The sequence below is a fragment of the Marivita lacus genome (genome assembly GCF_014637725.1).
GTDB lineage: Bacteria > Pseudomonadota > Alphaproteobacteria > Rhodobacterales > Rhodobacteraceae > Marivita > Marivita lacus.
On record NZ_BMFC01000010.1, the window covers coordinates 54,509 to 78,895 of the forward strand.

The window sequence follows — 24,387 nt, forward strand, 5'->3', positions numbered from 1 at the left end:
TGTCCGGTTTGTGCGTCGTCGTAGCGAGGGCGGCGCGTGCCTTCAAGGGCTTGTCAGAGGGCGGGGGATGAATTACCGCGCCCTTGGGCAAAGACCATCACGGGAGCACATCATGGACATACTGATCTGGTCGGGCGCAGCCCTGTCCTTGGCGGGATTGTGCGGGCTGGTCTATTGCATCCTTCGGGTCAACAAGTCGCGCAAGGCCGGATTGAGCGACGAGGCGCTGCGGGACGAGGTCAAAAAGGTGATGCCGATCAACCTCGGGTCGCTCTTCGTGTCGGTGCTGGGGCTGATGCTGGTGATCGTGGGGATCTTCCTCGGCTGAGCCTACAGATCGTCGAATGTCCGCCCGTATTTGATCAGTTCGGCAAAGACCGGATCCGGTGTCCAGAGATCGTGATCGGGGTGCTCCAGCGCGTGCATGGCGCGGGTGGTGCCTAGCAGACCGCCTTTGGCTGCTGCGTGCATCACGCCGCCGCGCCAGTTGGGGACGAGATGGGCAAAGACCGACAGCACGTCGATCTCGGCAGCGCGGGGCACAACGCCGTCGCGCAGCGCCTTGGCACCTTCGTTGGCCAGTGCGCCGATCACCAGCCGTGCGACCTGAGCCGCGGGAAGAGTCGATTGCGGGGCGCGGCGTTCGTTGATCTTGTGTTCGATCTCGGCATCGCGCGTGGGGTCAGTGCCTGCGTGGTGGTAGAACCCGCGCCCGGTGGCCCGGCCTTGCCGCCCCAGTTGCAAGAGCAGCCCGGACCAGTTCTGCGCACCGTCGGCACGGGCATGGCGCGAGACCACGTCGAGACCGGCCATGTCGGCCAGTTCAAACGGCGGGTGGACCATGCCCCAGTCTCGCAGGGCGGTGTCGATGGTGTAGGGCGATTGCCCCAGATCGACCAGCGCATCGGCCGCGCGCCAGAGCGTCTGGAGCAGCCGGTCGTGCAGCCCCGTGCCGGGGGTAGTCTGCACCACGGCCAGCTTGTTCAGCTTCCGGGCAAGGGCTAGGCCGAGGCGCCGGTGATCCTCTGTGGCCTCCGGGCCGAGGATCACCTCGACCAGCCGGGACGTGGCGGCGGGGGCCGCGAATTGCAGCGACAGGCGCGGATCGGCGTCGGGCAGGCAATGCGCCACGGTGATGCCCTCGGGCACCGGCGCGCCGCGTTGGCCCCGTGTTGCCCGCAGGACAATCTGCACATCCTCCAGCACATCCGGCGCGTCGCCGTGGCGCAGGGTCTGAAGACCGCGCTGGGCGCGTTCGCTGTTCATCCGCCCGGTCTGGACCGCCTGTTGCAGCACGCTGCGTACATGGCCCACCGCATCGCGCTGCTGTGCCGGATCCTTGATGAACCACCGCACCGCCACTCCGGCTTCGATCGCTGCCAGCACGATCTGGCTGGCGATTGCGCTGCCGCCCAGAACGCCGATGGCCGAGATGTCGGGCAGGTCGTTGCGCCGTATCTGCGCGGTGACCTGTTGTTCGGCGTGAAAGAGGTGGGACAGCGCCTTGGATTGTTCAGTATCGGCGCAATCCTCGGCGGCGGCCGCTTCGAAGGCGAGCCCGGCGTCGATGGGCAGGAGGATGGCCGCCTCGATCGCCGCAAGGATTTTGCGCGGCGCGATTTCGGGGGAGGCGTCGATGGCTGTGCGCATGCGGTGGATGGTGGCCTGATAGGCGCTGGCGTCGGCAAAGCCTGTGCGCAGATCGGCGGTGGGTCTGGGCCTGGCATCGGTGCTGCGCAGGTCGGTGACAAAGCGGTTGAGCGCGTCGTTGGGCGCGTCGTCAAAGAGCATGTCCGCCAGCGGGGCGAGTCTGGGCGCTGATACCGGCATGAGCGCGCCACCGATCAGCAGATCAAGCGCCACCTGGGCGCCGATCAGGCGGGGAAGGCGCTGCGTGGCTCCGGCGCTGGGGACAAGGCCAAGGCGCGCGTTGGGAAAGCCGATCCGGGTCAGGCGGTGGATCAGCCGGTAATGCGCTGCCAGCGCCAGCTCCACCCCAGCGCCGACCACGGCCCCGGTCAGGACGATGATCACGGGTTTGGGATAGTTCTCGATCCGGCGGCAGAGGTCCGTCAGCATGTTGTCGCGGTCGTCACCGCCGCCTCGGGGAACCGTGATGCCCGAGGGAAAGACATTGCTCTTGCCGCGCAGGACAATGATCTCAACCGCGTCGTCCTGGGCGAGTTGATCCAGCGCTGCGCCTATGGCGATCAGCATCGCAACGGTGAGCCGCGCCGATGGTCCGGCTGTCAGCGCGATCTGCGAAACGCCGTCGCTGACGGTTATGTCGGTCTCTGCGCCCATCTGCTGCTCCGATGGCCTCGGGTCGGCATGTCTGCCTGTTCTTTGCAGGGCATTAGAGGCCAAACGCGGCGATCTGGCAAGAATTCCGCGTCACATGCCGCGTTTGTGCATCATTCGCGCGACATCCAGCATGCGGGCGGAAAAGCCCCATTCGTTGTCGTACCAGCCGAAAATGCGGATCTGGTCACCTGTTTCCAGCGTCTCGTTCGGCGCGATCACCAGCGATTCCGTGCGCGCCCGCAGATCCACAGACACGCAGGGGTCTTCGACCAGACCCAGCACCGGATTTTCGTCCGCCAGGCGGCGCAACGCGTTTGCGGCATCCTTGGGTGGCGTGGTCAGGCGCACGACAAGGTCCACCGCCGACACGCTGATGGCGGGCACGCGCACGGCGGCCCCGGTGACGCGACCGGCCAGATCGGGCAGGACGCGGTCGATCAGCTTGGCAGCACTGGTGGTGGTGGGCACCATGCTGACGGCGCCCGCGCGGTTGCGGGCAAGGTCCGGCCCGCGCGGTGCGTCCACCATCGGCTGGCTGCCGGTGTAGCAATGGATCGTGGTCATGTGGCCCTGGATCAGTCCGTATCTCGCGTCCAGATCGCGCAGCAGCGGCGCCAGCGCGTTGGTGGTACAGGAGGCGTTGGACACGATGCGATGATCGTCGATCCGGTCTTCGTTGGCCCCCTTGACGATGGTGATGTCGGCGATGTCGGAAGGACCCGAGATTAGGACTGCCCGCGCGCCTGCGGTCAGAGCGGTCTCGGCTGTGGCGCGGTCCTTGGTGGCACCGGTGCAGTCGAGCAGCAGATCGACGCCGTCCAGCGGCAGCTCCGCCATCTTGACCCCGGTCAGCAGCGGAATAGACCGGCCCCCGGCATGCAGGCGTCCGTTTTCCAGCGTCACACCGCCGGGCAGAGGGCCGAACACGCTGTCATATTTGAACAGATACGCGCAGGTGTCCGGCTGGGCGAGGTCATTGACCGCCACCACATCGATATCCGTATGGGCCGGATTGGTGAGGATCTGCCGCAGGATGACGCGGCCGATCCGCCCAAACCCGTGGATGACGATGCGCATGAGACTGTCCTTTATCCGTTCACGCCAAACCTGAGCGTTATCGCTTGCATTTCAACTCTGATTTTTTCACATTGTAAAAATGTTTTTTGTATCGAGACAATAAAGGGCGCGGGAACAGCCATGAACGCAGAGACGGGGCCAGAGCGGCGGGCACGGGGACGGCCTCGCTCATGGGGCGATACAACCGAGCAGAACAAGATCAAATCGCTTGATCGCGCGCTCGTCATACTTGAACGGCTCAGCGAGTGGGGCGGAGCTACCCTGACCGATCTGTCCGAAGACCTCAAGCAATCGCCCGCGACGGTGTACCGGGTGCTGTCCACGTTCGAGGGGCGCGGCATGGTGGATTTCGATCCCGTGGCGCAGACCTGGCATATCGGTGCAGGGGCGTTTCACATCGGCTCGCGCTTCCTGCGGCGCACATCGCTGGTCGAACGCGCCCGGCCGTTCCTGCGGTCCTTGATGCAACAGACCGAAGAAACCGCCAACCTGGGCGTGTCGCGTGACGGGCTGGTTCTGTTCCTGAGCCAGGTCGAGACCCATCACAACATCCGCGCGTTTTTCCCGCCGGGCACCATGTCTCCGATGCACTCGTCGGGGATCGGCAAGGCGCTGTTGGCGCAGATGGACGACAAGGAAGTCGGGGCAATCATCCGCAAGCACAAGCTGACCGCCTTTACCGATCACACGCTGGTCACGCCCGAGGCGCTCGCCGCCGATCTGGAGGCGACCCGGACGCGGGGATATGCTTTTGATGCCGAAGAGAAAAACGACGGGATGCGCTGCATCGCGGCGGCCGTGTTCGACATGCATGGCGAACCCATCGCGGGTGTGTCGATCTCGGGGCCGTCTGCGCGCATTCCAGATGACCGGATCGAGGGTCTGGGAGCCGCAGTGAGGGATACGGCGGCCAAACTGACCGCCGCCTTGGGGGGAGCGCCGCGTTAAGCGACGTTCTTGAGCTTCAGCTTGGGCGTGACGCCAAGCGCATGGCACACGTCGCGCGTCAGTTCGGGGCGGTTGAGCGTGTAGAAATGCAGCGTATCGACCCCGCCGTCGATCAGGTCAGAGCAGAGCTCGGCGCAGATCGCGGTGGCGAGCAGGTCTTCGCGGCCGTCACGCTCGGCCTTTTCGAAGGCATCGACCACCCAGGACGGGATTTGTGTGCCGCATTTCTTTGCGAACCGCGCCGCACCTTTCCAGTTTTCGATCGGCAGGATGCCCGGTGTGACCGGCTTGTCGATCCCGGCCTTTTCACAGGCATCGCGGAAGCGGAAGAACGTGTCGGCCTCGAAGAAGAACTGCGTCAGCGCTTCGGACGCGCCTGCATCGAACTTGCGTTTGAGGTAGGACACATCGGCCGTTGCATCCGCTGCCTCGGGATGGGTGTCGGGATAGGCACCGACGCGGATGTTGAAATCGCCCGCCTCGCGCAGCCCTTCGATCAGGTCGACGCTTGACGCAAAACCATCCGCGTGGGGCACGAAGCCGTTCGATCCCTTGGGCGGATCACCGCGCAGGGCCACGATGTCGGTCACGCCTGCAGCAGCGAAATCCTGTGCGATGGCAAGGGTTTCCGCGCGGGTGGCGTTCACGCAGGTCAGATGCGCCGCGACCGGCAGGCCGGAGGATTTGTGCAATGTCGCCACCGCCTCGCGGGTCAGGTCGCGGGTTGTGCCGCCTGCGCCGTAGGTCACCGACACGAAACGCGGCTGAAGCGGGGCAAGCACCTGAACGGTGTCCCACAGGCGGAACGAGGCCTCGAGCGACTGGGGCGGAAAGAATTCGAATGATACGGACGGAGTTGTCATCGTCATGATCCTTGATGGCGTTGAACCTCTTGTCGCATGTGATGCATTGTGAGACAAACTCATAAATCTAATCTTCAACATGAGACCAGTTGATAATGCACATCGAGTTTCGTCACCTTCGGACCGTCAAGGCCATCCATGACTACGGCGGCGTGGCCAAGGCTGCGGATCAGTTGAACATCACGCAATCCGCGCTCAGCCACCAGATCAAGGCGCTGGAGGATCAGGCGGGGGTCGAGCTGTTTGTGCGGCGGTCAAAGCCGATGCGGCTGTCGGCGGCGGGGATGCGGCTCTTGCGGCTGGCCAATCAGGTGCTGCCGCAGGTCGAGGCGCTGGCGGCGGAATTCGAGGGGCTGCGCGGCGGATCGACCGGGCGGATGCACATCGCCATTGAATGCCACGCCTGTTTCGAATGGCTTTTTCCGGTGCTGGAGGCATTCCGCAAGACATGGCCGGATGTGGACGTGGATATCCGTCCCGGTCTGGCCTTTGACGCGCTTCCCGCGCTGCAGAAGGAAGATGTGGATCTGGTCGTGTCGTCCGACCCCGAGGATATTCCCGGCGTCACTTTCACGGAGCTCTTTGATTACAATGCGGTTTTCGTCGCTTCTGCGGCGCATCCTCTGGCCGGAAAACCCTATGTGGATGCCGAGGATTTCCGGGGGCAGACGCTGATCACCTACCCGGTGGAACGGTCGCGGCTGGATGTGTTCAGCCAGTTGCTGATCCCGGCCAAGGTCGAGCCGGCTGCTGTCCGGCAGGTGGAACTGACGGCAGTGATCCTGCTTCTGGTCGCGTCCAACCGGGGCGTCTCGGTCCTGCCCGACTGGGTGGTGCGCGAGGTCAAGTACAGTTCGGACTACGTGACCCGACCGTTGACCGCGTCAGGCGTGACGCGACGGCTTTATGCCGCCACGCGCACAGTGGACACAGAGAAGCCTTTCGTTGCCGAATTGATCCGGCTGGCGCGGCAAGAGGCGCAGCGGCTGCAATCGGCCTGAGCGGCTATTGAGCGGTGATGTTCGATGCCATCATCCGGCCATCGCGCCCTTCGGTCATGTCGAAACTGACCTTCTGGTTGTCGCTGAGGCTGTCCATCCCGGATTGCTGCACGGCAGAAATGTGAACGAACACATCCTTGCCGCCGTCTTCGGGGGAAATGAAACCATAACCCTTGGTGGCGTTGAACCATTTCACGGTACCGTTCGGCATGATCCCGTGTCTCCTTCTGTCGTCATGTATGGCCTCTGCGGGCCGCTTCAGGTGTGGCCGGGGGTGCGATCTGCAACACCCGTCCAGACAATAAAAGATTGACCTTCCGAACCCAAAGACAAGTCTGTGGTGTATATTTTAGGGCGATGGCCGGGGACGCGGCACGCTGGCAAAGGAAAGACGATATGATCCTCTATGGACTGAAAAACTGCGATACGTGCCGCAAGGCCTTGAAAGCGTTACCAAACGTTGAATTGGTGGATGTGTCGGTCACGCCGGTGCCGGATGCCGTGCTGGACCGCGCATTGGCGCAGTTTGGTGACAAAATCCTCAACACCAAGTCCACGACATGGCGCGGTCTGGATGCGGCAGAGCGGGAAAATGACCCCAAGGCGCTGCTGATCGCACATCCCAAGCTGATGAAACGCCCGCTGATCGCGGATGGTGAGGCGCTTTACCTGGGCTGGGGTGCGGATACGCAGGCAGCGCTGTCGGCCTAGTCGCGCATCTGCATCTGGTGCAGCGCGGCATAGGTGCCCGAACGCGCCAGCAATGCGTCATGGGTGCCCTCTTCGATCACGCGGCCCCGGTCCATCACGACGATCTTGTGGGCATCGCGAATGGTAGACAGGCGGTGCGCGATCACGAGCGTGGTGCGGCCCTTGGACAATTCTTCCAGCGCGGCCTGCACCTTGGCCTCGGACCCGGTGTCGAGCGCGGAGGTCGCCTCGTCCAGCAGCAGGATGGGCCGGTTGCGCAGCAGCGCGCGGGCAATCGCCACGCGTTGCCGCTGGCCCCCCGACAGGGCCGATCCGCGCGGGCCAACGGGTGTGTTCAGCCCGTCCGAAAGTTGAGGCAGGAAATCCGACACATGCGCCGCGTCGAGCGCGCGGTTCAGATCGGCTTTGGAGACATCGGCCTGACCGAGCAGGATGTTTTCCAGCACCGTGTCATCGAACAGCAGCGCCTCCTGCGACACGACGGAAAAGAGCCCGCGCAGATCGCCAAGCGCCATTTCCGTAACAGGCACGCCCCCTATGGCGACTTGTCCATGTGATGGATCAACAAGGCGGGTCAGGACGTTGAAAATCGTGGATTTTCCCGCACCGGACGGCCCGACCAATGCCGTGGTCTGCCCAGCCTCGGCGGTAAAGCTGCACCCGTTCAAAATATCTGTATCACCGTAGGTTAGTGACACATTCTCAAGCACGATCCGAGGCACATCGGCGGGCGCGGGCTTTGGCTGTGCAGGGCTGCGCAGGGCGGGTTCGGTATCGAGGATCTGCCGGATGCGTTCGATCCCGGCAGCCGCCACCTGCCAGACGCCCGCGACGTTGCCCAGTCGCCGCAGCGGTTCGAAGGCCAGGCCAAGAGCGGTGAAGAAGGCCATGAAATCGCCCACTGTTTTCTCGCCCGACAGGATTTCGTTGCCGCCGTAGAACAGCACTCCCATGAAGCCGAGACCGGCCATGATGTCGATCAGCCCCGGAATCGTCGCCTGACCCAGCGCGCTGCGGGTTTCAACGCTCACGCGTTCTTCGGTCAGCGTCCGATAGCGGTCGGATTGGTAGCGTTCGAGCGCGTTGAGCTTGACCGGAACGATGCCGTGGAATGCCTCGTTGAGGCGGACCGACAGTTTCGCGGCCACGTCACGGGCGCGGCGGGCTTCCTTGCGGACATAGCGTTGCAGGAACAGCGAGGGCGCAATCAGGATCGGCGCACCCAGAAGCGCGATGGCCGTCCAGCGCCAATCGACGGAAATCGCCACTGCGAACAGCGAGATCAGCGCGATCACGTCACGTCCAGCGCCCGTGATGATCGTGCGCCAGACCTTTGAAATCGCGTCCACATCGCCTTCGACGCGCTGCATCAGGTAGCCCGGAGAATGAGTCTGGTGATAGGCCGTGTCGAGCACCATCAGATGAGCCAGCAGATCCTGTCGGATATCGGCCACCGACAGTTGCGAAATGCGGGTCAGAAGCACTTTCTGCACAATGCTGGCCACGGCGCGGGTCACGAAAATGCCCAGAAACACCAGCCCGACCCAGACAATCGCGTCCGCATCGCCGCCGACGAACACATTGTCGAACATCGGCTTCATCATGTAGGACAGCGCACCGAACATGCCGCCCTCGAGCGCCATGAAAACCATTGCCACGACCAGCAGCCGCCAGTGCTTGGCAAGATAACCGCGCCAGACCCAGATCAGCAGGCCCCGCGGATTGACCGCGGCTTCGGTCACGTCACAAGCGCCGCGGGCAGGGTCAGCCTGTCGGCGGGTGTCTTGCCGTCAAACCCCGCCTGAATGGCGGTGGCGTCGTATTCGGTGCGGATCCAGTCCTCGAACCCGATGGGCTGGCGGGCATTGCGCGCGGCATAGACCGCGAGGATGTAGTCCTGCACGCCGGTCGCGGTGAAATCGAGATGGATGTATTTCAGCGACAATTGCTTGCGCGCCACTTCGACCGGCTGGTTCTCGAACACCATCAGGTAGAGAGCCGCGACGAAGCCGGCCCGATCCGCGCCGGATTTGCAATGGAAGACAAAGGGCTTTTCGGCCATTCGGAGCGTGTCGATCACGTGCTCGATCTTCTTGCGGCTGACCGCGTTGCGCGCTTGCAGCTTGGCGTTCAGGAGCTGCAGGCCCAAGGCCTCGCAGGTTTCCACCTCGAAGAGGTAATGTGCGTACTTGTCTTCACCGCGCAGGTTCACGACGGTCTTGATGCCCATCGCCTTGTATTTCTCGAACCGCGCATGGGTCGGCTGGTTCGATCGGTAGACGCCCGGTGCGATTTCAAAGAAATTGGTCCAGAAGGTGCGCAGGAACGCGTGGTCGAACACGTGGTAGTGAAAGGACGACCAGCGCCGCGCCTGCGGATCGGTGATGTCCTTGCCAAAGGACCGACGCAGCTTGCGTTCTGCATCTTCGATCTTTGTCCAAAGTCGTCCCAGCATCCGGTCCCTTTCGCGTCAGGCGCGGATGTAGAGACTGCAGGCCGCGGTGGCAAGCACCGTGGGTCATTGACGGTGCGGCTGGGCAGGCTAGAGTGCGCCGACCTGTCGGTTCGGCAGGCGTTCCCCATCCTGCCGAGGTTGCTCATGTCGCTTGCCAATGGTCGCACCTATCTTGCCATTCCCGGTCCCTCCGTGGTTCCGGACGCCGTTCTGCGGGCCATGCACCGCGCGTCGCCCAACATCTACGAGGGCGAATTGCCCGACATGATGCCGGGACTTGTGACCGACCTGAAGCGCGTGGCGCGCACCGACGGGCATGTGGCGATCTATATCAGCAATGGTCACGGCGCATGGGAGGCGGCGCTCGCCAACACGGTGGCGGTTGGTGAAAAGGTGCTGGTTCTGTCCACGGGGCACTTTGCCATCGGCTGGGCCCGCATCGCCGAGGCGCGCGGGATCGAGGTCGATCTGCTCGAGTTCCCGAATGGCGGGACGTTCGATCTGGAGCGGGCGGAGGCGGCGCTGCGGGCCGACAACGGGCATGCCTACAAGGCGGTGATGGCTGTGCATGTCGATACGTCAAGCTCGAACCGGAACGAATTTGCCCCGCTGCGGAAGATCCTCGACGATCTGGGCCATCCGGCGCTGTTGATGGCCGATTGTATTGCCGCGATGGGCTGCGACAGGTTCGAGATGGATGGCTGGGGGGTCGACGTTGCGCTCACCGGGTCGCAGAAGGGGCTGATGTGCCCGCCGGGTCTGGCGTTCCTGTTCTTCAACGACAAGGCGGCAGAGGGGCGTCGGCGGCTCCGCCATGTCAGCACCTATTGGGACTGGACCCAGCGCGCCGCGCCCGAGGCGTTCTACCAGTATTTCAGCGGCACCGCGCCCACGCATCACATCTACGGATTGCGCGCCGCGCTCGACATCATCCATGCCGAGGGGATGGAGGCGATCTGGCAACGGCACGAAACGCTGGCGCGGGCGATCTGGGCGGCGGTGGAGCATTGGGGGCAGGACGGGCCGCTGCGACTCAATATCGCCGATCCGGCGGTGCGCAGCCATGCGGTGACCGCGATGTCCATCGGCAAACCCAACGGCACCCGACTGCGCCGTTGGTGCGCCGATGAGGCCGGCGTGACGCTGGGCATCGGGCTGGGCATGGCCAGCGAGGACGACCCAAAGAGCGACGGGTTCTTCCGGTTCGGGCATATGGGCCATGTGAACGTTCACATGATCCTCGGTCTGCTGGGCGTGGTCGAGGCAGGTCTTGGTGCGCTGGACATTCCGCACCGGGCGGGTGGGGCCAGTGCCGCGGCCAAGGTGATCTCAGGCGTCTGATTCCCGTGGCCATTGGATCGCGCGGCTGGCCTTGAACCGGGCCAGCCAGTGGATTCCCTGGTTCAGCGCCCAGCCGGTGAGGATTACGGCTGCCAGCCCGAACTGAACCCAGATCACCCCGAAAATCCACAAAAGATTGATGAAGATCAGGACCAGCGCTGCGATCGTGTAATCCGCGACCTGTTTGGGGTGATGCTCGTCCATCTGCCTCTCCACGCCTGTGTTGTACCCTATCCGCGGCAGAATAGCGCAGATCGGCATGCAGTCAGCGTCAATTTGGGGCAAAGCGGCAAATTTTTCGTGAAGATGCAGGTGCTGCACCTAACCGCGCGCCGTTTCCAACGCCCGTGGCAGCGCCTCTTCGAGGATGTCGAGATCAGCGGGTCGGCCTGCGCTGATGCGAATCGCGCGGTTTCCGGGCGAGACAAACGGCATCCGCACGAACACGCCCTCGTCGATCAGGCCTGCGAGCACCGCCTTGGCGAAATCCCCGTCGCGGCCGCAATCCACGGTGACGAAATTCGTGGCCGAAGGCAGGGGCGTCAGGCGATTGGCCCGCGCGATCGAGGCGATGCGGCTGCGCGCGTCGGCCACCAGCGTGACGACCTCGTCCAGCCAGGCGGTGTCCTCGAACGCGGCCAGGGCACCAGCCTGCGAGATCCGGGACATGCCGAAATGGTTGCGCACCTTGTCGAAGCTCTTGATCAGCGCGGGCGCGCCGATGCCGTAGCCCACCCGCGCGCCCGCCATGCCCATCGCCTTGGAAAAGGTGCGCATGCGGATCACGCGGGGATCGTCCGCGTCGATATTGGGCGCGGTGCCCTCGGGGGCGAATTCGATATAGGCCTCGTCCAGCAGCAGCAGCGTGCCGTCGGGCAGGGCATCAAGCGCCTTTTCGATCTTGGCGCCACTGTGCCAGCTGCCCATCGGGTTGTCGGGGTTGGACAGGTAGACCAGCTTTGCCTCAACCTCGGCCGCCTTGGCCATGAGCGCGTCGATGTCTTCGTGATCCTTGTGAAATGGCACCTTGTGCAGAGTGCCGCCGAAGCCCACCACATGGTAGTTGAACGTAGGATACGCGCCGTCCGAGGTGACCACGGGATCGCCGGGGGCAACCAGAAGGCGCACAAGATAACCCAGAAGACCGTCGATGCCTTCGCCGATGATGATGTTGTCCGGGCGGACCTCCATGCGCTCGGCGATGGCGCGGATCAGGTCGTGATTGGTGGCATCGGCATATTGCCAGCAGAGGCCCGCGGCATCCTGCATCGCGGCCACGGCAAAGGGTGAGGGGCCAAAGACGCTTTCATTGGCCCCGAGCCGCGCGCGGAACGGCGCACCGCGTTGGCGCTCCTGCACTTCGGGGCCGACGAAGGGCACGGTGGAGGGCAGCTTGGCGATCAGGTCGGGATATCTGGGTCCGGTCATCCCTTGTCTATGCCAAGCGCGCGGCTTTTGGACAAGCCACGAAGATTGTTCCGACGAAGAATCAGGGTCGTCAGATTTTTCGTACGAAAAATCTTTGCCCCCGGTCATAAAATTCTGGGAAAGGGTTAAGAAACCATGTGTTGCGTGAAAAAAATCGGTGGGATTGCAAGTGACGTGCAAAGCTGATCGAGACAGGGCAGGTCAGCCCGCCTGACCTGATCATCCGCGCCCCACCCACCGTACCCCAACCCGACCTGCCCCGCGCGGCTTGACCCTGCGGGGTCAAACGGCCACTTATCCCCCAGAGCAGCAAGAGACCGACATGGCCCATACCCCACCACCCTTTGCCCCGTTCGAATGGATGATCGCGTGGCGCTACCTGCGCGCGCGCCGTGCCGAGGGCGGAGTCAGCGTGATGACCTGGATCAGCCTGATCGGCATCACCCTTGCCGTCTTCGCGCTGATCGCGACACTTGCCGTGCGCTCTGGGTTTCGCGCCGAATTCGTCGACACGATCCTTGGCTCCAATGCCCATGTCACGGTCTATTACACCCAGGAGGCTGATGAGTCCGGCCGGTCCTCGCGCGCCATTCCCGACTACGAGACGCTGGCGAAAAGTCTGACCGCCGTTCCCGGCGTCACTCGCGCCGCACCATTGGTCAAAGGTCAGGTCATGGCCACGGCCAACGGCCGCAATGCCGGGGTCGAGGTGTTCGGCATCTCGCCCGAGGACCTCGCCACCATCCCGCGCATCGCCGATCCCGAGACGGCGCAGGGTGATCTGGAGCGCTTTTCCGAGGGCATCGCCATCGGCTCCGGCGTGGCGCGCGAACTGGGGGTCGCGCTGGGCGATCGCGTCAGGCTGATCTCGCCGGACGGGGTGCGCACCGCCTTTGGCACCAGCCCGCGGGTCAAGGCCTACGAGGTGGTCTATGTCTTCACCGCCGGACGCTACGATATCGACCGCACGCGGGTCTACATGCCCTTTGACGAGGCACAGCTGTATTTCAACCGCGAAGGCGTTGCCGACGAGATCGAGGTGATGGTCGCCGATCCCGACCGGGTGGAGCGCATGACTGTGCCGATCCTGGAGGCCGGGGGCCAGCGTGCGCTGGTCTGGACCTGGCAGGACGCAAGTGGCGGGTTCTTGCGGGCCTTGGAAATCGAGGACAACGTGATGTTCATCATCCTATCGATCCTCGTTCTGATCGCGGCGATGAACATCGTTTCGGGGCTCATCATGCTGGTCAAGAACAAGGGCCGGGACATCGGCATCCTGCGCACCATGGGCCTCACCGAGGGCGCGGTGCTGCGGGTGTTCTTCATCTGCGGCGCGTTCACCGGTATCCTCGGCACGGTGGCGGGTGTGGTGTTGGGCTGTCTCTTCGCGCTCTATATCGACCCGATCTTTTCCTTCGTGAACTATGTCGCGGGGGGCGGCGTCTGGGATCCGGCGGTGCGCGGGATATACGAACTGCCCGCGCAATTGCGCTTGGGCGATGTGCTGAGCGCCATGGCCCTGTCGCTGGGGCTGAGTTTCGTCGTGACGATCTTTCCGGCGCGGCGGGCGGCACGCATGAACCCCGTCGAGGCGTTGCGGTATGAGTGAGGTCACGCTGCGATTGACCGGGGTCACCAAGACCTACAACGCGGGCACTCCGGCGGCGGTCGAGGTGCTGCGCGGGCTCGACCTTGCGCTGACCAAGGGCGAAGTGGTGGCGCTTGTGGCCCCATCGGGTGCGGGCAAGTCCACGCTGCTGCACATCGCCGGGCTGCTCGACACACCGGATGGGGGCCGGGTCGAGATCGCCGGGGCGGACATGACCGGCGCGTCCGACCACAGGCGCACGGTGATGCGGCGCGACGAGGTGGGGTTCGTCTACCAGTTTCACCACCTGCTGCCCGAGTTCAGCGCGCAGGAGAACATCGTGCTGCCGCAGCTGGCCGCCGGGGTTCCCCGCGCGCAGGCTGATGCACGGGCGCGGGATCTTCTGGGGATCGTCGGCATCACGCCGCGTGCGCATCACCGTCCTGCCGCGCTGTCGGGTGGCGAACAGCAGCGGGTTGCGTTCTGCCGGGCGCTCGCGAACAGCCCGTCTGTGCTGTTGGCGGACGAGCCGACGGGAAACCTCGATCCTGCGACATCGGACACGGTGTTCGAGGCACTGATGACGCTGGTGCGCGAAACCGGGATGTCGGCGTTGATCGCCACGCACAACATGCAGCTTGCCGCGCGCATGGACCGGCAGGTGCGGCTTGAGCAGGGCAGGGTCCTGCCCGCCTGACGATCACGGTCTCACGCAGAGCCACATCACGCGAACGTTTGATGCAGGTGAGGAGGTGGGGCTGATAGGCACAGGGAAACTTGGAAAGGGTGTCCCATGATGCGTTTGATTGCCACCGCTGCCACTTTGCTTTGCCTGACCAGCGCGCCTGTTGTGGCCGCGCCGGTGTCGTTTGACGGAACCTGGAAGACGCAGAAATTCTCGCTGTTCTCGTCGAACACCTACGGGTTCAATGGCGGATCGGTGAGCGTGGCCTCGAACGGATCGGTGTCGCTGGCCTATCGCCCCTTGCCCGAAAGCTTTTGGGATGCGTCCTCGGCGACATGGTCGTGGAGCGTTGAGGAAGGTGTGCCGCCCACCGATCTGCGCCAGAAAGGCGGGGATGACCGCAACCTCGCGCTCTATTTCGTGTTCCTGCCCGCAGCCGAGGCGCAGGCTCTCAAGGGGGCCAGCGTGCGGCAATTGCTGACGAATGACGCGGCGCGGGTGCTGGTCTATGTCTGGGGCGGCGCGCATGACCGTGGTGCCGTTCTGGGCAGCCCGTATCTGGGCGATCGTGGCAGGACGATCGTGCTGCGCGGGTCGGGCACGGGCAACGCCAACGAAAACGTCAACCTTTCGCGTGATTACGCCAATGCGTTTGGCGGGGGTGGCGCGGCGCTGGTGGGCCTCGCGCTTTCGGGTGACAGTGATGACACGGATACCAGCATCCGCGCATCGATCAGTGACTTGAACATCAACTGAGGACGGGTTCGCTGCCGCTCAGGCCCGCTGCGTGATCCAGACACCGAGCGCCATCACCGCGATGCCGGTGCTGCGGGTCAGGGTCAGCGGGCTGACCCGTGCGCCGAACAGCCCGAAATGATCGATCAGCGCCGCCGAGATGAGCTGTCCGAGAAGCACGAAGAACACCGCGTTGCCCACGCCGAAATGCGGTGCGATATAGGTCACCGACAGCACGTAGAACGCCACGAAGAGCCCTGCCAGAAACAGGTGCCGGGGCGCCAGATGCATATTCAGAAGCGCCCTTGGCCCGGTGATCAGCGTCACCGCGCTGGTCGCCAGAAGCGCCACGCAGAAGAGGACCAGCGCTGCCGCTGCCGGTGATCCGATCCGCACGCCAAGGGCGGAATTCAGGGCAGCCAGAAGCGGAATGCCGATCCCGGCGGCCAGCATGGTCAGGGCATAGATCGGCATGGGGGACCTTTTTGTGACGCGATTCGCATGCAGACTGCGCCGTGTTTGGTCGATTGTCACGGCCACAGCCGTGCGGCGCGTTTCGGATGGTTGCGTGGGCGCGCAAAGACAGGCACTCTAAGCACAATCGAGCAAGGAGGCCGGAATGCGCCCAACCCTAGTCAGCCTCACCATCGGTGCCATGGCCGTTGGTCTGATGGCGGCCTGTACCCCCGAAGAGATGCCCGAGGCCAGCGATGGCCGGGCGTTGTTCATGGAAAACTGCGCGGTGTGTCACGGTGCCGATGCCAAGGGCAACGGCCCGATGGCGCGCGTTATGGAAACGGCACCGGCTGATCTTACCCTGATCGCGCAGCGCAATGGCGGCACCTTTCCCACGGTCGAGGTGCTGTCGACCATCGACGGCTATACCAAGGCAAGCCTGTCGGGGCCGAACATGCCGGAATTCGGCGCGCTGCTGGAGGGGGATCTGGTGCCGTTGGACACCGGCGACGGAGTCCTGACACCGACGCCGCGCAAGCTGGTGGCTCTTGTCGAATATATCGAGAGCATTCAGGCCGCGCGCTAGGCCGTTGCACTGATGCACGAAGAAGCCCCGCGCACGCTGGCGTGGGGCTTTGGCTTGTCTGGCTCAGGCCTTGGCCGAGGCCGAGCGGGGGCCCGCGATCAGCCAGATGATGAAGCCGATAATCGGCAGCAACAGGACCAGCAGGCACCACAGCACCTTTGATCCGGTGGAATTGTTCGAGCCGATGATCGACACGAAGGCCCAAATGTTGAGGACAAGAAGGATCAGGCCTCCGACGCCCGTGATTTCAATACCCATGGCGAACTCCTTGCGGCGCCGGATGCGGCGCTGTCGTCACGTTGCTGTTCCGGTGATGATCTGCGCGACCTGGCCCCAGACATTTTACCCGTCGGTCGCAGCCTCTGCCGCCGGTTCATCAGCGGTTCCCTCGCCCGGCTCATTGCCTTGGGCGGCGAGATTCGCGAGGTAGGCGAGGAACAGGGCCGCCGCAAAGATACCGCCCGCGATCATTCCCCAGATGGCTGGGCGATGGCGTTTCTTCTGTTTTTCGACGTTTGTTGATGGAGCGGACATACCATACCTCTAATAATGACAGGTTCATCTGCTTAACGCATGGATCGGGCAGGGGTTCCCCTTTTCGGGAGCCCGGTCCTCTGTCGGGTGGCGCCGCGCCGCTCAGGCCAGTTCGTCGCGCATGGCGCGGGTCTGGTTGCGTTCGCTGCGATAGGCGTTTGCGGCACTCACCAGCGCGCGGAAAATGGCGCGTTGTCGGTGCGCGTAGAACAGGTGTTCGGGGTGCCATTGCACGCCCAGTGCAAAGGGATCGCGCACCCGTTCGATCGCCTGCACCATGCCGCTCGTGTCCCGTGCCGAAACCCGCAACCCTTGCCCCAGACGGTCGACCGCCTGTGTGTGCAGCGCGTTGACCTTCATCGGCTCATCGCCGCTGATCAGCGACAGGTGGGTGTCGTCCTCGACGCAGATTTCGCGCTTGGGCAGGATGGTCTTGATCTTGCCTTCGACACCGAAAGTTGCCCAAGCGTCCTGATCGAGCGTACCGCCAAGCGCCACGTTGAGCATCTGCGACCCCCGGCAGATGCCCAGCACGGGGATGTTGCGCTCCAGCGCGGCTTCGGCCAAGCCGCGTTCCAAGTCGTCGCGCGCGTGGTCGAGCCGCAGCGAAATGCCCAGCTTGCCGCCATAGAGATCGGGGCCGATATCGTCACCGCCGCCAATGATCAACCCGTCCACATCTTCGAGATCGGCAACGCGCCCGACACCCCAGCGGACACCGCGCCCGCCGGTGATCCACAGGTTCAGGTTGACCAGCGGGTAGACGCGCCACCCGCTGCGGGACGAGGTCGTGACGGCGATCATCGGACGGCTCATATATCGGCCCTCGCATCGTGGTCCTGCAGCAGCGTGTCGATCGTGTTGATCCAGACCGAGCCGCGTTCGAACCACGCGGCATCATGGGCCTTCCATGCGTCCTGCAGAGCGGCCAGCAAGGTGCGGTTCGCGGCCACCAGCTCGACCTGCCGCCAGAGCTGCCAGGGTTGCCACAGCGACCAGTCGGCCTCGTCGATGCGGCTGTCGGGCAGGCGGAAATGAAAGGTCGGCCGCGCGGTCGTCTTGTCGTCTATGTCGAACAGGTCGGCAAAGAGATCGGGTTCCGCATGTTTGAAGAGCGGCAGCAGATCAAGGCTCAGATTGCGGCTTTTGATATGTACGGCACTCATGCGCATCACGTCGGCAAGGCTGTCATTGCGGTTGTTCACCAGATCCGAGATCATCGCCTTGGGCCATGCTCCGATGAAGGGCATCATCCGGCGGGTCGTGTCGACCTGTTCCTTGTCGCGCAGCCACCGCTCAAGCAGCGCGTAGGCGGTGATCGTGTCGAGGGTGAAGCGGTGGTCGGAGGCCACGACCTCGGGATTGAGGTGCACGCCAAAACCCAGCAGGACGCCGCTGCGTGAGCCCATGGCTCCGATGCGCCGCAGCCCTGTGCAGATGGTGTTGAACTCCTCCAGCTGCTCCCGCCTCAGAGGCGGGGTCACGACCTCGACCGGGATCAGGCCGCGCACGGCGTCCAGTCCCTCTTTGAGAAAGGGCAGGTCGTCGCGTTTGCGCAGCGATATGTCCAGTTCCACCTCGATGTCGCCAAAGCGGGTGCCGCTGACCACGACGCTGTGATCGCCGCGATCCTCTACGGTGCCGCCGAATTCCTTGGCGATCAGGCTGCCGGTCTCCAGTTCCGTCGGTCCGGCAAATTCGATCTCGATGCCGCAAAGACGTTCCTCGCCATCTGCGGTCTGTTCCATCGGCAGGGCAGGAAAGGTGGGTCTGGTCTGGATCATGTCACGCCTGTGTTGGTGCCAAATCGGTGTCGGGTTGCGGTTGCGGCTGCGGTCGGTGCGCAAGGTAGGCTATCAGCCAAACCAGCATTGGCAGAGAGATGATCCCACCGATCGGCCCCCAGAGCCACAGGCCGAACAGGATCGCGAGGAACACCACAAGCGGGTTCAGTTGCAGCCGTTGTCCCACAAGGGTCGGCGTCACGAATTGAGCTTCAGTCATGTTCAACAAAAGATAGCTCAGGCCCGGCAAAAGCGAATAGGCACCGCCAAATTCGGAAATGCCGACAACGCCAAGTGCCAGCAAAAGCAGAACCGGCCCGAGATAGAGCACGAAGTTCAGAATGAACGCCGCCGTGGCCCAGAGGATCGGGTTGGGCACCCCGATCAGGGTCATCGCGGCAAACACGGCGAGGCCAAGCCCGCCATTGATCGCGGTTACGGTCAAAAAATAATGCGACACCGCCTTGTCTGCGTGTCGCAATGCCTCTGACTGTTTTTTGAAGGTGCCGTAGATCTCGTTCTGGGTCAGGGTGAAAAAGAAGAATGTGCCGGCAAAGGTGAGCAGTTGTGCTGCAAAGTTTGGCGCCACCCAAAGCGCGTCGAGCAGTGTCGGCATCGCGTCTTCCACGGCATCGCCTTCCTTGGCCAGACGCTCCGCGATCTCGGTTTGCATGGTCTCCAGCCCCCGGATGGCGCGGCTGGCCTCGATCACCCACCAGCGGATCTCGTCTTCGATCCGGGGTACCTGCGCGATCAGGTCCATGACGATGGGGCCAAGACCGGCGATCAGCAGCACTGTGACCGCGCCGACGCAGACAAGGCTGATGCTGGCGCTGACCGCACGGGGAATACCCAGACGGGCCAGCAGGCGCATCCCCGGAGCGGCGATAATCGCCACGACTAGGCCAAGCGCCACCGGGGCAAGCAACCCCTTGGCCAGCTGCATGGCCGCCACCACGGTCACAAGCGCCACGAGGGCGATGCAGACGGTCTGTACGCGGGCAAGGGTTTCAGGGGGTGTGATCATCTGGCCGCATGGGACGGTTCGGACATTTCCGCGCTGGCCTTGCGCAGGCCGGTTTCGACGGCGTCCTTGCCCTGACGCTCAAGCTGCGCAAGCTCGGCCTGCAACAGCGCCTCGGCATCGCGCATCATCCTGTCGCGCGCCGCACCCATCAGGTCGGCCTCGGCCTTGGTCGAGGGCAGAAGGGCGCCGATCAGTGCGCCGATCCCGGCCGCAATCACCCCGGTCAGAAAGGGCTGGCCCTGATGCGTCTTGCGCGCCTGTTCAGCGCTGCGCCGGGCTTGACGGTCCAGCTTTTCCTGCGCCTCGATCACCTTGAGCCGCGCCTCGGTCACACGGGCGCGCGCGTCCGGCGGCAGCTTGTCCAGCCCCTTGTCCAGCGACTTGCGCAGCACCGAGGCGGATTGTGCCTTGGCACCTTGTTGCACAGGACGTGTCAGACGGGCAGTGCGGTCCTGCTGCGCGTCCATCTGGTCGCGTTCTGTGGGCGGTGTTTTGCCGTTCCGGCTGCTGTTGAGGGCGATCATCGCCGCGCCGATGCCGACCAGCACAAAGCCCGAGGGCGCGTTTTTGGCCCCGTCGAACAAAGCCTTGGTGAGGGTCTGGCCAAGATCGGCGGTCTGGCCCATGGTGCGCTGTGCTGCAGCCTGCGGATTGACCAACGCCGACAATGCACTGATCCGGTCGGTCAGCTGCGCGCGGTGTGTTTCGGCGTTGCGTTCGAGTTCTTCTGCGTCAGGCACGCGCGGCCTCCTTTATGGTGTCGATGTCGGTCTTGACCTGTTTGATCGCTCGTTTGGGGGCCAGTGAAGTTGCCGACAGATGTGATTTGCCGATCAGGGCAAGGATCAGGGCGATGACGAGAAAGGCCACGGCCACGATCAGGGCCGCCCAGTGATGGTCCACTCCCAATGCCGCGACGCTCAGAACAGCGGCCACGGCCAGCGCGCTGAGGCCGACAAAGGCGACAAGGGCCGCAAGGCCGAACAACAGAAGCCCGGAGCCTGCACGGCTGGCACTGTCGGAGAGTTCGCGGCGGGCCAGTTGCAATTCCGTCCGCAAAAGCGCGCGCGCTTCGGCCACGATGCTGCCGATCAGGCTGGGCAGATCGCCGGGTCCGGGGTTCGGCTGTGTCACTGCTGCGCCTCCTTGGATGGCTGGAGGTGTCCGGACCACGGGTCAAACGCGTCCTCTTCGGATGTCTGCGAGCCGCCCCCCGATTTCAGAAACCGCGCGGCGGCGAATCCGGCAAGCGCCGCGCCACCGAGGAAGAGCAGTGGATTCCTGCGGGCAAAGACGGCGACATCATCGACCATCTCGTCAACGGAAGTGTCCTGGAAACGCGCGGCAATGACGTTGATCTGCGCGCCAAGCTGCGCAAGGGCCGCATCCTGAAGCGTGTCAGGGTGGCTGTCCTGACCTGCGGTTTCCGCCTCTTCAGTACCTACGGTCCGCTGGCGCGCGGTTTCGGCCTGGTCGCGGGCCGACGCTGCAAGCCGCATACGCGCATCGTGCGCCATGTCGGGGGAGCTTTCGCTGGCGGCATGCAATGCCTTTGGATTGGTGCTCATGTCAGCCTCCTTGATATTAACAGTTCACACGGCTTCGAAAATCTGAGCGACCTTGTTGCGCAGCCCGTCGCGATGGCCCAGCAAGACGCCGTGCAGATCATCGTCCGGCGCCAGACACGCGATGACCTCATCGTAGCGTTTCACCACGATCTCTTCGCCGATGACGATGGCATCGAGCGCGTTTCGATCATCGTCCGCGAAGACGTCCCGCAGACGGGCCGCGATCTGGTCGCCCGCAATCATATCCGTGCAGTCCCGATCGAGAGGGATGTCCCGGTCAGAAGCGAGGCGGTCGAGTTCTTCGATATCCCTGAGGTGCTGTTCCGCGATCTCGGCCACAAGCCTGCGGATCGACGCGGGCGCCCGGTCGACAATCAGATCATACCCATGGCCGATATCGACCAATCGGTCGAGCAAGGCCTGCACACGATCTTGCAGCGTGTGTGATGATGTGATGGGCATTCTGGCCTCCCCGGTTGTGGATAGAACGCGCGGGAGGGGACAGAGTTCCCGAATGGGGATTCGGGTGCCGCACTTGGGCGGATGTTGCCACTTTACCTCAACAGTCTCGGTGCTTTCAGGCATGACATCAGACAGTGTGAAACGTGCGATGTCATTGATACGCCCGGATCTGTGGTCTCAAGTTTTTCAGGACACATCGTCAGATCAGCGGGCGTTTCAGCGGCTTCACGCCCTTGGCATAACCCAGTTCCGCAAGTTCTTCGGGTCGATGTACCGTCAGGGTATCACCCGACCAGGTCGCGAACCCCTCGACACGCAGCTTGGCCAGCGTCTTGTTGGTATGAACAAGCGACAGACCCATGGCATCGGCGATATCCTGCTGCCGATAGGGCATGGGAACCTGGTCGTTTTCGTTGAGCCCGAGAGCCGTCAGGCGTTTGTAAAACCGGTTCAACACCCAAGCGATTTTTGCAATTCCGTCCATCTGGCCCACGGCGGAGAGCATCTCGCCCAGCAGGAATTCCTCGCTGGCGGCCAGATGTGTGAGGCCGAAGGACCGGCGCGGGTGATTTTTGAAAAGGTCCCACAACTCGGAGCGGTTGAACACACACATCGTCATGCGGGTCGTAGCCTCGACGGAATGTTTCATCTCGCCCATCACCCCGCTTTGCAGACCGATGAAATCACCCGGCAAAATGAACCCGACAACCTGTCGGCGTCCGTCCTCAAGCGTCTTGTAGCGCAGGCCCATGCCTTCGAGCGCGGTGTAGAGCTGCGTCGACGATGCCCCTTCGGCCAGGATTTCGGAGCCCGGTTGCGCGACGAATTCGCCGGTTTTGAACCTCGACATGAACTGAACTTCGTCGTTCGACATGTCCTCGAAAAGATCGAGCTGCCGAAGTGGACACTTCTCGCACATCGTTGTCATGGCACCTCGCTATGTCATAGATTAATGCAGGAAAAATCGGGGGATGTCATACATGGTGAAACGCTGTGGGGGCCTTGCGACATGACCGACATGATGACATCCGTTCCAAAGACCTTGATCGTCTCGAACAACATGATCGAAGCGGATGATCTGACCGAAATGTTGACCGACCAAGGTCTGGGTCCGGTGATGCACGCGCGCGATCTGAATGATGCGTCGCGGGTGCTGACCGAAGCCGGAGGCAATCTGCGATTGATGATGTGCGGCTTGTCTTTGCATCTGCACGAGGTCAACGAATTTCTGGCCGAGATCGATTTGCCCGGGATGTCGCTTGTCGTGATCGACGGCCCCGAGGAATTCTCCGAGAGGGAAGGGGCGGGCGTTTTGCTGCGCCCCTTCTCGACTCGGGATGTCATGGCCGCCCTGTCACGTCTTGGCTTGCCGGACTAGGTCCGACGGGTGAGGGCAAGACCCAGGACCATTCCCACACCCAAGGCTCCCAGAACCGCGAGGGTCGGATTGCGGCGCACGGCGCTGTCGAATTCGCCCTGCATGTTCTGCGCCTGATCCGCAGTGCGTTCAACGGCTTGGACGGCGGTGTCGCGCACACTGTCTGCCGCGTCCTGCACGTTGTCCTGTGCGTATGAAACAGCGTCGCGCAGCTTCTCTGCGGCGCGGCCTTCGAGGCCTGCATTGTCGTCTGATTTTGAGTGACGGGCTGTGGATGTTGATGCCATTGTTTGTCTCCTTCTATCTCACACCCAACGCTGCGACCGGGTCAAAGTTCCTCGGAACCATCGGTGGGAATGGTGGTTGTTCAAGCAGTTACAGCCAACAATGGAAGGACTTAGATATGCTTTACTGGGCAGCCATCTTTCTGGTGATCGCGCTGATCGCCGCTGTGTTCGGATTTGGCGGCATCGCGTCGGCATCGGCGGGAATCGCACAAATCCTGTTTGTGGTATTCCTTGTTCTTTTCATCGCAACGCTCATCATGCGGGCGGTGCGGTCGTGACAGAAAACCGGAGCGGGGGCGCTCCGGTTTCTTGGGTCTGCCTGTCAGGCTTTCAGCGTTTCGGTGGATGAAAAGAACATCGCCTGGCTGACCGCAGAGCGGACCTGTTCCTCGGTATAGGGTTTGGAAATAAGAAATGCCGGTTCCGGCCCTTCGCCCGTCAGCAGCCGTTCGGGGAACGCGGTGATGAAGATGACGGGAATATCCGGATCGTCCTCGACGATCTTGTTCACGGCATCCACTCCGCTTGATCCATCGGCCAGCTGGATATCCGACATGATGAGGTGTGGCTTTTCGGTGTTGTAAAGATGCACCGCCGCATCAGCCGTCCGGGCGATCCCGGTCACTGCGTGGCCCATATCCGACACGATCGCTTCGAGGTCCATGGCGATGATCGCTTCGTCTTCGATGATCATCACCCGGCCGGCAAGCGACTTGGCCATCTCGGTATAAGCGATATCGACAAGGTTTTCCGCCTCATGCGCCGAGATATCGAGCACGCTTGCCACGTCTTCGAACGGCAGCTCCTCGACCGTGTGCAGCAACAGCGCCTCGCGCGTGTCAGAGGTGAGGCGCGACAGGTGTTTCTGTGCTTTTGCTGCAACACCGGTTTCACCCGCGCTGAACGTGGCGCCCGATGTGGACCAGATCGTGTGGAACACCTTGAACAGCGCCACCTTATTGGACGCTTCATGATCGAAGATGGAAGTGTCGCTCAGGATCGCTTCGAGCGTGGCGACCGCGTATTTGTCGCCTTCGACCTGCGACCCGGTCAGAGCTCTCGCGTATCGGCGCAAGAACGGCAGGTTCGATCCGATCTTCGAGGTGAGATCCTGGGGTTGGTCGGTCGACATATGGAAAAGCTCCCACTTTTTTTGGACATTATGGGAA

Annotated in this window: 32 protein-coding genes; 11 read left to right on the plus strand and 21 right to left on the minus strand. The window is 63.1% G+C overall.

The window, feature by feature from the left end; all coding sequences use genetic code 11:
- Positions 1-112 precede the first annotated feature (112 nt).
- Positions 113-328: a hypothetical protein gene (locus IEV82_RS16585; protein ID WP_188483144.1), complete on the plus strand. Its 216-nt coding sequence runs from the start codon at positions 113-115 to the stop codon at positions 326-328.
- Between the two features lie 2 nt (positions 329-330).
- Here the strand turns inward: IEV82_RS16585 and IEV82_RS16590 are convergent, their stop codons facing one another.
- Positions 331-2,304: an enoyl-CoA hydratase-related protein gene (locus IEV82_RS16590; RefSeq protein WP_188483145.1), complete on the minus strand. Its 1,974-nt coding sequence runs from the start codon at positions 2,302-2,304 to the stop codon at positions 331-333.
- Between the two features lie 90 nt (positions 2,305-2,394).
- Entirely contained in the window at positions 2,395-3,381 is a 987-nt protein-coding gene (locus tag IEV82_RS16595; RefSeq protein ID WP_188483146.1) for a type I glyceraldehyde-3-phosphate dehydrogenase, read from the minus strand.
- Between the two features lie 120 nt (positions 3,382-3,501).
- On the opposite strand from IEV82_RS16595, the gene bhcR reads away from it, so the two are divergent.
- The gene (gene bhcR, locus IEV82_RS16600; protein WP_188483147.1) at positions 3,502-4,329 is read left to right on the plus strand and encodes an HTH-type transcriptional regulator BhcR; all 828 of its coding nucleotides are present in this window, start codon (positions 3,502-3,504) and stop codon (positions 4,327-4,329) included.
- Here bhcR and metF read toward each other — a convergent pair.
- Entirely contained in the window at positions 4,326-5,192 is an 867-nt protein-coding gene (gene metF / locus IEV82_RS16605; protein ID WP_188483148.1) for a methylenetetrahydrofolate reductase [NAD(P)H], read from the minus strand. The genes bhcR and metF overlap by 4 nt on opposite strands.
- A gap of 95 nt (positions 5,193-5,287) precedes the next feature.
- On the opposite strand from metF, the gene IEV82_RS16610 reads away from it, so the two are divergent.
- Entirely contained in the window at positions 5,288-6,193 is a 906-nt protein-coding gene (locus tag IEV82_RS16610; RefSeq protein WP_188483149.1) for a LysR family transcriptional regulator, read from the plus strand.
- 4 nt (positions 6,194-6,197) lie between these two features.
- Here IEV82_RS16610 and IEV82_RS16615 read toward each other — a convergent pair whose 3' ends face one another.
- Positions 6,198-6,404 (minus strand): cold-shock protein, encoded by a 207-nt coding sequence (locus IEV82_RS16615; protein ID WP_188483150.1) that lies wholly within the window; start codon positions 6,402-6,404, stop codon positions 6,198-6,200.
- Positions 6,405-6,589: 185 nt separating this feature from the next.
- Here IEV82_RS16615 and IEV82_RS16620 point away from each other — a divergent pair, with 185 nt between their 5' ends.
- On the plus strand, positions 6,590-6,904 hold the full coding sequence (locus IEV82_RS16620; protein WP_188483151.1) for an arsenate reductase family protein: 315 nt from the start codon (positions 6,590-6,592) through the stop codon (positions 6,902-6,904).
- Here IEV82_RS16620 and IEV82_RS16625 read toward each other — a convergent pair.
- Together IEV82_RS16625 and IEV82_RS16630 are read right to left on the minus strand one after the other, a co-directional pair.
- Positions 6,901-8,646: an ABC transporter ATP-binding protein gene (locus IEV82_RS16625; protein WP_229747880.1), complete on the minus strand. Its 1,746-nt coding sequence runs from the start codon at positions 8,644-8,646 to the stop codon at positions 6,901-6,903. The two genes, IEV82_RS16620 and IEV82_RS16625, sit on opposite strands and share 4 nt — an antisense overlap.
- A complete protein-coding gene (locus IEV82_RS16630; RefSeq protein WP_188483152.1) occupies positions 8,643-9,359 on the minus strand; it encodes a phosphatase domain-containing protein in 717 nt (238 codons plus the stop codon). Before IEV82_RS16630 ends, IEV82_RS16625 begins: the two co-directional genes overlap by 4 nt.
- Before the next feature lie 144 nt (positions 9,360-9,503).
- Between IEV82_RS16630 and IEV82_RS16635 the strand changes: the two genes are divergently transcribed.
- Positions 9,504-10,700, plus strand: coding sequence for a pyridoxal-phosphate-dependent aminotransferase family protein (locus IEV82_RS16635; protein ID WP_188483153.1), 1,197 nt, complete (start codon positions 9,504-9,506; stop codon positions 10,698-10,700).
- On the opposite strand, the gene IEV82_RS16640 is transcribed toward IEV82_RS16635, so the two are convergent.
- Both IEV82_RS16640 and IEV82_RS16645 read right to left on the minus strand, forming a co-directional pair.
- The gene (locus IEV82_RS16640; protein ID WP_188483154.1) at positions 10,689-10,904 is read right to left on the minus strand and encodes a hypothetical protein; all 216 of its coding nucleotides are present in this window, start codon (positions 10,902-10,904) and stop codon (positions 10,689-10,691) included. The genes IEV82_RS16635 and IEV82_RS16640 overlap by 12 nt on opposite strands.
- A 117-nt stretch (positions 10,905-11,021) precedes the next feature.
- On the minus strand, positions 11,022-12,128 hold the full coding sequence (locus IEV82_RS16645) for a pyridoxal phosphate-dependent aminotransferase (protein WP_188483155.1): 1,107 nt from the start codon (positions 12,126-12,128) through the stop codon (positions 11,022-11,024).
- Positions 12,129-12,450: 322 nt separating this feature from the next.
- Between IEV82_RS16645 and IEV82_RS16650 the strand changes: the two genes are divergently transcribed.
- From IEV82_RS16650 to IEV82_RS16660, 3 genes are all read left to right on the plus strand, one after another.
- The gene (locus IEV82_RS16650; RefSeq protein WP_188483156.1) at positions 12,451-13,737 is read left to right on the plus strand and encodes a lipoprotein-releasing ABC transporter permease subunit; all 1,287 of its coding nucleotides are present in this window, start codon (positions 12,451-12,453) and stop codon (positions 13,735-13,737) included.
- Complete coding sequence (locus IEV82_RS16655; RefSeq protein WP_188483157.1) at positions 13,730-14,413, plus strand: ABC transporter ATP-binding protein; 684 nt, start codon at positions 13,730-13,732, stop codon at positions 14,411-14,413. Before IEV82_RS16650 ends, IEV82_RS16655 begins: the two co-directional genes overlap by 8 nt.
- A gap of 96 nt (positions 14,414-14,509) precedes the next feature.
- Complete coding sequence (locus IEV82_RS16660) at positions 14,510-15,157, plus strand: DUF3047 domain-containing protein (RefSeq protein ID WP_308420451.1); 648 nt, start codon at positions 14,510-14,512, stop codon at positions 15,155-15,157.
- Between the two features lie 18 nt (positions 15,158-15,175).
- Here IEV82_RS16660 and IEV82_RS16665 read toward each other — a convergent pair whose 3' ends face one another.
- Positions 15,176-15,610 (minus strand): DMT family transporter, encoded by a 435-nt coding sequence (locus IEV82_RS16665; RefSeq protein ID WP_188483158.1) that lies wholly within the window; start codon positions 15,608-15,610, stop codon positions 15,176-15,178.
- Positions 15,611-15,755: 145 nt separating this feature from the next.
- Between IEV82_RS16665 and IEV82_RS16670 the strand changes: the two genes are divergently transcribed.
- A complete protein-coding gene (locus tag IEV82_RS16670) occupies positions 15,756-16,178 on the plus strand; it encodes a c-type cytochrome (protein ID WP_188483159.1) in 423 nt (140 codons plus the stop codon).
- A 63-nt stretch (positions 16,179-16,241) separates the two neighbouring features.
- On the opposite strand, the gene IEV82_RS16675 is transcribed toward IEV82_RS16670, so the two are convergent.
- The 10 genes from IEV82_RS16675 to IEV82_RS16720 form a co-directional block, all read right to left on the minus strand.
- The gene (locus IEV82_RS16675) at positions 16,242-16,436 is read right to left on the minus strand and encodes a PLDc N-terminal domain-containing protein (protein WP_188483160.1); all 195 of its coding nucleotides are present in this window, start codon (positions 16,434-16,436) and stop codon (positions 16,242-16,244) included.
- An 84-nt stretch (positions 16,437-16,520) separates the two neighbouring features.
- A complete protein-coding gene (locus tag IEV82_RS16680; RefSeq protein ID WP_188483161.1) occupies positions 16,521-16,712 on the minus strand; it encodes a hypothetical protein in 192 nt (63 codons plus the stop codon).
- A gap of 102 nt (positions 16,713-16,814) precedes the next feature.
- Positions 16,815-17,528 carry a gamma-glutamyl-gamma-aminobutyrate hydrolase family protein gene (locus tag IEV82_RS16685; RefSeq protein WP_188483162.1) on the minus strand — a complete coding sequence of 238 codons (714 nt, stop codon included), beginning with the start codon at positions 17,526-17,528 and terminating at the stop codon, positions 16,815-16,817.
- Positions 17,525-18,496 (minus strand): amidoligase family protein, encoded by a 972-nt coding sequence (locus IEV82_RS16690; RefSeq protein WP_188483163.1) that lies wholly within the window; start codon positions 18,494-18,496, stop codon positions 17,525-17,527. Before IEV82_RS16690 ends, IEV82_RS16685 begins: the two co-directional genes overlap by 4 nt.
- Position 18,497: 1 nt before the next feature.
- Positions 18,498-19,523 (minus strand): AI-2E family transporter, encoded by a 1,026-nt coding sequence (locus IEV82_RS16695; RefSeq protein ID WP_188483164.1) that lies wholly within the window; start codon positions 19,521-19,523, stop codon positions 18,498-18,500.
- Entirely contained in the window at positions 19,520-20,263 is a 744-nt protein-coding gene (locus IEV82_RS16700; RefSeq protein WP_188483165.1) for a DUF3618 domain-containing protein, read from the minus strand. The genes IEV82_RS16695 and IEV82_RS16700 overlap by 4 nt, the downstream gene beginning before the upstream one ends.
- A complete protein-coding gene (locus IEV82_RS16705; RefSeq protein ID WP_188483166.1) occupies positions 20,256-20,657 on the minus strand; it encodes a phage holin family protein in 402 nt (133 codons plus the stop codon). The genes IEV82_RS16700 and IEV82_RS16705 overlap by 8 nt, the downstream gene beginning before the upstream one ends.
- Positions 20,654-21,091 (minus strand): hypothetical protein, encoded by a 438-nt coding sequence (locus tag IEV82_RS16710; RefSeq protein WP_188483167.1) that lies wholly within the window; start codon positions 21,089-21,091, stop codon positions 20,654-20,656. Before IEV82_RS16710 ends, IEV82_RS16705 begins: the two co-directional genes overlap by 4 nt.
- A 24-nt stretch (positions 21,092-21,115) precedes the next feature.
- Positions 21,116-21,553 (minus strand): ferritin family protein, encoded by a 438-nt coding sequence (locus IEV82_RS16715; RefSeq protein WP_188483168.1) that lies wholly within the window; start codon positions 21,551-21,553, stop codon positions 21,116-21,118.
- A gap of 199 nt (positions 21,554-21,752) precedes the next feature.
- Complete coding sequence (locus tag IEV82_RS16720) at positions 21,753-22,481, minus strand: Crp/Fnr family transcriptional regulator (RefSeq protein WP_188483169.1); 729 nt, start codon at positions 22,479-22,481, stop codon at positions 21,753-21,755.
- Positions 22,482-22,562: 81 nt separating this feature from the next.
- On the opposite strand from IEV82_RS16720, the gene IEV82_RS16725 reads away from it, so the two are divergent.
- Positions 22,563-22,931 (plus strand): hypothetical protein, encoded by a 369-nt coding sequence (locus tag IEV82_RS16725; protein WP_188483170.1) that lies wholly within the window; start codon positions 22,563-22,565, stop codon positions 22,929-22,931.
- Here IEV82_RS16725 and IEV82_RS16730 read toward each other — a convergent pair.
- Positions 22,928-23,218 carry a hypothetical protein gene (locus IEV82_RS16730; RefSeq protein ID WP_188483171.1) on the minus strand — a complete coding sequence of 97 codons (291 nt, stop codon included), beginning with the start codon at positions 23,216-23,218 and terminating at the stop codon, positions 22,928-22,930. The two genes, IEV82_RS16725 and IEV82_RS16730, sit on opposite strands and share 4 nt — an antisense overlap.
- A 116-nt stretch (positions 23,219-23,334) precedes the next feature.
- On the opposite strand from IEV82_RS16730, the gene IEV82_RS16735 reads away from it, so the two are divergent.
- On the plus strand, positions 23,335-23,496 hold the full coding sequence (locus IEV82_RS16735; RefSeq protein WP_188483172.1) for a DUF1328 domain-containing protein: 162 nt from the start codon (positions 23,335-23,337) through the stop codon (positions 23,494-23,496).
- Between the two features lie 44 nt (positions 23,497-23,540).
- Here the strand turns inward: IEV82_RS16735 and IEV82_RS16740 are convergent, their stop codons facing one another.
- Complete coding sequence (locus IEV82_RS16740) at positions 23,541-24,350, minus strand: response regulator (RefSeq protein WP_188483173.1); 810 nt, start codon at positions 24,348-24,350, stop codon at positions 23,541-23,543.
- Positions 24,351-24,387: the final 37 nt, after the last annotated feature.